The organism is Citrobacter sp. Cpo148, assembly GCF_030332375.1.
Taxonomy (GTDB): domain Bacteria; phylum Pseudomonadota; class Gammaproteobacteria; order Enterobacterales; family Enterobacteriaceae; genus Citrobacter; species Citrobacter portucalensis.
The window spans coordinates 1-5,203 of the sequence record NZ_JAOWHY010000031.1 but is presented as its reverse complement, the minus strand read 5'-3'; the positions used below and the strand labels follow the sequence as shown (position 1 = coordinate 5,203).

At 52.5% G+C, this 5,203-nt stretch carries 9 protein-coding genes; all 9 read left to right on the top strand.

Annotated features, from left to right (window positions below; all coding sequences use genetic code 11):
- On the top strand, positions 1 to 381 hold a 381-nt coding region (locus tag OGY10_RS01700; RefSeq protein WP_286576089.1), incomplete at its 5' end, for a phage regulatory CII family protein.
- A 7-nt stretch (positions 382 to 388) separates the two neighbouring features.
- Positions 389 to 589, top strand: a complete 201-nt coding sequence (locus tag OGY10_RS01695) for a phage filamentation protein Fil family protein (RefSeq protein WP_000956168.1) — start codon at positions 389 to 391, stop codon at positions 587 to 589.
- Complete coding sequence (locus OGY10_RS01690; protein ID WP_000963480.1) at positions 553 to 894, top strand: DUF5347 family protein; 342 nt, start codon at positions 553 to 555, stop codon at positions 892 to 894. The genes OGY10_RS01695 and OGY10_RS01690 overlap by 37 nt, the downstream gene beginning before the upstream one ends.
- 67 nt (positions 895 to 961) lie before the next feature.
- Positions 962 to 1,195: a DUF2732 family protein gene (locus tag OGY10_RS01685; protein ID WP_001244238.1), complete on the top strand. Its 234-nt coding sequence runs from the start codon at positions 962 to 964 to the stop codon at positions 1,193 to 1,195.
- Positions 1,195 to 1,422 (top strand): TraR/DksA family transcriptional regulator, encoded by a 228-nt coding sequence (locus OGY10_RS01680; RefSeq protein ID WP_000785513.1) that lies wholly within the window; start codon positions 1,195 to 1,197, stop codon positions 1,420 to 1,422. Before OGY10_RS01685 ends, OGY10_RS01680 begins: the two co-directional genes overlap by 1 nt.
- Positions 1,419 to 1,715, top strand: coding sequence for a DUF3850 domain-containing protein (locus OGY10_RS01675; RefSeq protein ID WP_000178747.1), 297 nt, complete (start codon positions 1,419 to 1,421; stop codon positions 1,713 to 1,715). Before OGY10_RS01680 ends, OGY10_RS01675 begins: the two co-directional genes overlap by 4 nt.
- Positions 1,712 to 2,557 (top strand): DNA adenine methylase, encoded by an 846-nt coding sequence (locus tag OGY10_RS01670; protein ID WP_286576088.1) that lies wholly within the window; start codon positions 1,712 to 1,714, stop codon positions 2,555 to 2,557. The genes OGY10_RS01675 and OGY10_RS01670 overlap by 4 nt, the downstream gene beginning before the upstream one ends.
- Entirely contained in the window at positions 2,554 to 3,564 is a 1,011-nt protein-coding gene (locus OGY10_RS01665) for a phosphoadenosine phosphosulfate reductase domain-containing protein (RefSeq protein WP_076009143.1), read from the top strand. Before OGY10_RS01670 ends, OGY10_RS01665 begins: the two co-directional genes overlap by 4 nt.
- 89 nt (positions 3,565 to 3,653) lie before the next feature.
- Positions 3,654 to 5,203, top strand: a 1,550-nt coding sequence (locus tag OGY10_RS01660) for a replication endonuclease (protein WP_286576091.1), incomplete at its 3' end; no start/stop codon positions are given.

Genomic DNA, 5,203 nt, shown 5'->3' with positions numbered 1-5,203 from the left:
AACCCGGAGCAACCGCATCAACTTACGCCGCCGGAGATCTGGCTGCTGACTGATATCACAGAAGACTCAACGCTGGTTGACGGTTTTCTGGCTCAAATCCATTGCCTGCCGTGTGTGCCATTGAATGAAGTGGCAAAAGAGAACCTGCCGCATTACGTCATGAGTGCAACTGCGGAAATTGGGCGAGTAGCTGCAGGCGCAGTATCCGGTGATGTAAAAACCAGTGCGGGCCGCCGCGATGTTATCAACAGCATCAACTCTGTCACGCGCCTGATGGCACTCACCGCAGTTTCATTACATGCGCGTTTGCAGGCGAATCCGGCGATGGCAAGCGCAGTAGATACCGTGACGGGCCTCGGCGCTTCGTTCGGTCTGATCTGAGGTGGTTATGCTGACTAAAGAACCATCTTTTGCATCACTGCTTGTTAAGCAAAGTCCTGCAATGCACTGCGGTCATGGCTGGATTATGGGGAAGGATGGCAAGCGCTGGCATCCGTGCCGCTCTCAGGATGCGTTGCTGGCTGAGCTGTCCACTAAAAAGCAGGGGAAACCATGGCTATTGAAGGCGATGCTGCGACTGTTCCGTTAAGCGCGGGCCTCCGTCTTAATGGGTTAAACCACATCGCGGAATTAAGGGCGAAAGTGTTTGGCTTAAATATTGATTCAGAACTGGAGCGCTTTATTAGCGATATGCGGGACCAACGGGATATTAACCATGAGCAGAATAAACGCGCATTAGCCGCAATATTCTTTATGGCAAAGATTCCGGCGGAACGTCATAGCGTCAATGTTAGTGAACTGACGACTGACGAAAAGCGGGAGCTGATTAAAGCAATGAACCATTTCCGTACAGTGGTGAGTTTATTTCCAAATCGGCTAGCCATGCCGAATTAATCCACAATCGAAATTAAAGGCGTAAACCCGCCGGGCATCTTATTGCCCAAATTCAGGAGAAACAACAATGCGAAATATTGAAACCCGAATCACCAAAACAGGACCAGATGATGCTGGCCTTAATCAGATGCTGACTGATGCACGCATGGAAGAACGCCGTGCACGTGCCGCGGCAATGGCAGCCCGTCTTGATAGCCTGGCTTGCCATATAACGTCACGCCAGCTTAATCACGTTGAAGCGGCGGAGCTGCTGCGTATTGCGGCTGAAAACATTCAGAATGAAGCGCAGGAGATCCACTGATGGCTGATTCAATGGACCTTGTACAGCAGCGCGTTGAAGAAGAACGTCAGCGCCACATCCACACCGCCCGCAACAGAACGCCGGGCGTTTCCCGTGTGCTCTGCATTGATTGCGATGCACCGATCCCGCCAGCACGCCGTCGCGCCATTCCAGGCGTGCAGTGCTGTGTCACCTGTCAGGAAATCGCAGAGCTGAAAGGCAAACACTATAACGGAGGTGCAGTATGACTATGCGCATCCATCAGATAAAAATTGCACCTAAGTATTTTAATGCCGTAGTCGCTGGCAGCAAAAAGGCAGAGCTTCGTAAAGATGATCGCGGCTACAAAGTTGGTGATGTCCTTTCTCTCTGCGAATGGAAACACGGTTCATATACTGGTCGGGAATGGGCCGCTGTTATTACCCACACTTTGCCGATTAATGAAGTTGTGGCAGTGGAAGGGCAATGGGTAATTCTTTCTATTCGCTCATTAACGCCGCTTGAGGCTCTCTCCTATGTCATTTCAGGGGGAGCTATATGACCACTATCCTGAAATGGGCGGGAAATAAAACCGCTATCATGCCGGAATTGATTAAGCACCTTTCTGCTGGCTCGCGGCTGGTTGAACCTTTCGCGGGTTCCTGTGCTGTGATGATGGCGACAGACTATCCTCATTATCTTGTCGCGGATATTAATCCAGACCTGATTAATCTCTATCAGGTGATTAAGAATGATGTTGAATACTTCATCAAAGAGGGCAGATATCTTTTTGAAGCCCGTAATGATCCAGAGGCATATTATAAGACGAGACAGGAGTTTAACTTGCGCCATGGTGGCGCAATTGAACGTGCATTGTATTTCTTATATTTAAATCGCTATGGTTATCGCGGACTGTGTCGCTATAACTTGAACGGTTATTTTAATGTCCCTTACGGTAATTATAAAAAACCGTACTTCCCTGAAAACGAAATACGTGCATTTGCAGAAAAAGCAAAACGCGCAACGTTTATCTGCGCCAGCTATGACGAGACACTGGCACTGTTGCAGACGGGTGACGTGGTTTATTGTGATCCGCCATATGACGGAACGTTTACCGGTTATCACACTGCCGGTTTCACTGAGGACGACCAGTATCATCTGGCGTCTATTCTTGAGCGCCGGTCATCAGAAGGTCATCCGGTTATCGTGTCCAATAGCGACACATCCCTGACACGCTCCCTTTATCGTAATTTCACCCGCCACCGTATCATCGCAAAGCGCAGCATGGGGGTGGCTGCGGGTGATGGTAAATCTGCAGCCGAAATCATCGCCACGAAGCCAGTGTGCTGGTTCGGTGTTGATTTTGCCAGAGGTCCGGACCGTGCCGTTGAGGTGCGCGTATGAATGCCATCGATCCGCGCTGCTTCGCTGCCAGCACCATCAATACCATCAGTATTTCAGGTGGCAAAGATAGTCTTGCACAGTGGCTAAGAGCCATTGAAAACGATGTTCCGCATATCTCTGTCTTTGCTGATACGGGCCATGAACACCCGCAGACGATGGAATATCTGGATTATCTGGAATCAAAGCTGGGCAAGGTTATCCGCGTTAAAGCCGATTTCACGCGCCAGATAGAAGGGAAACGTAAATTTATTGCGGAAAAGTGGCCCGTTTCTCTGGTTCAGGAATGCGGTATGTCGCCGGATGAGGCTGCAGAGCGTATCCATCGGGCACTGGAAATCCTTAAACCAACCGGCATTCCGTTTCTTGATTTGTGCATGTGGAAAGGCCGTTTTCCTTCAACAAAAGTTCGTTTTTGTACTTTTGAGCTGAAACATGAGCCGGTGCGTACGCAGGTGATCGTCCCGGCTCTGGATGAATACGACGAGGTAATCAGCTGGCAGGGCGTCAGGGGACAGGAATCCCCAGAGCGTGCTTTGCTGCCTGAGTGGGAGGAAGACGCAGACGATACACCGGGCCTTCATGTTTATCGTCCGATCCTCAACTGGCTGCATGAAGATGTGTTCGCTCTTGCCAGACGCCATGGTATTAAGCCTAACCCACTTTATCTGCAGGGCTGCAGCCGTGTCGGGTGTATGCCATGTATTCACGCCCGCAAGTCTGAGCTTGCAGAAATTTTCCAGCGCTGGCCTGAAGAAATCCGCCGTGTGGCTGAATGGGAGAGGATGGTTGCGGAATGTTCACGGCGTGGCAATTCAACATTCTTCCCGTCCACGCATGATCCGCGCCGTGCTGAAAAACGCATTGAAGTCATTACCGTTGATGCTTATGGCATTGAGTCTTATCGCGACTGGGCCTTAACCACTCGTGGCGGTGTGCAGTTCGATCTGCTGGCAGGCATGAATGATAAGGCGGTGTGTAGCAGTGTTTATGCGGGAGTCTGCGAGTGACGGAAATCAGTACAGGCCGTCTTGCCGCCACATTTGTAACTGAAAATCCCGGTAGCGTTGAGAATGTTGCCGGGCCTTATTCGTGGAATTTGCCCAAACAAGCGGTTAACCCGTATCTGGACCCGGCGGAAGTTGCGCCGGAGTCTGCGCTTTCAAACTTCATCACTCTGTACGCTGCGGATCACGAGCAGGAGCATCTGCGCCGTGAGGCGCTGAGTGATAAGGTTTGGGAACGCTATTTCTTCAATGAATCCCACGATCCTGTCCAGCGTGAAATGGAGCAGGATCGGCTGATTAGCCATGCCAAAATGGCCCGCGAACAGCAGCGAGTTAATCCTGATTTGGTGATTATTGCCGATGTAAGCGCCGCGCCTGCCCATATCAGCAAACCTCTGCTGGAACGGATTAAATACTTCAATACTCTAGGGCGTCCGAAAGCGTATTCCCGCTATCTGCGCGAAACTATCAGACCGTGTATTGAGCGGCTGGAACGCGTGCGGGACAGCCAAATGTCCGCCTCGTTTCGGTTTATGGCGAGCCATGACGGACTGGAGGGGCTGCTGATTCTGCCTGAAATGAGTCAGGATCAGGTCAAACGTCTGTCCACGCTGGTTGCGGCACATATGAGCATGTGCCTTGATGCGGCCTGCAGTGATCTGTTTGTTGCCGAAGATGTTAAACCAGAAGAGATCCGCAAGGCATGGGAAAGGGTTGCTGCAGAAGCCATGCGCCTTGAGGTCATCCCGCCTGCCTTTGAGAAGTTGCGCCGCAAAAAGCGCCGCCGCAAGCCGGTGCCTTATGAGCTTATCCCGCCGTCGCTGGCGCGCATGCTGTGCGCGGACTGGTGGTATCGCAAATTGTGGCAGATGCGCTGCGAGTGGCGGGAGGAACAGCTGCGAGCCGTCTGCCTGGTCAACAAGAAAGCGTCCCCGTATGTCAGCTATGAAGCCGTGATCCACAAACGCGAGCAGCGCCGCAAATCGCTGGAGTTCTTCCGCTCACATGAGCTGGTCAACGAAGACGGTGACACGCTGGACATGGAAGATGTGGTGAATGCCAGCAACAGCAACCCGGCACACCGCCGTAATGAAATGATGGCCTGTGTTAAAGGGCTGGAACTGATCGCGGAAATGCGCGGAGACTGCGCGGTGTTTTTTACCATCACCTGCCCGTCACGCTTCCACGCAACCCTCAACAACGGCAGACCTAATCCGAAGTGGACCAGTGCCACTGTCCGGCAGAGCAGTGACTACCTGGTTGATACGTTCGCCGCTTTCCGCAAGGCCATGCACAAGGCCGGGTTGCGCTGGTACGGCGTCCGCGTTGCAGAGCCGCACCATGACGGCACCGTGCACTGGCATCTTCTGTGCTTCATGCGCAAAAAAGACCGCCGTTCCATCACCGCACTGCTGCGTAAGTTTGCCATCCGTGAAGACCGCGAGGAACTGGGCACCAATACCGGGCCGCGCTTCAAGTCCGAGTTAATCAATCCGCGCAAGGGAACGCCGACCAGCTATATCGCCAAATACATCAGTAAGAACATCGACGGGCGCGGGCTGGCTAAAGAAATCAGCAAAGAAACCGGCAGATCACTGCGTGACAGCGCCGAGCATGTCAGCGCCTGGGCGTCACTGCACCG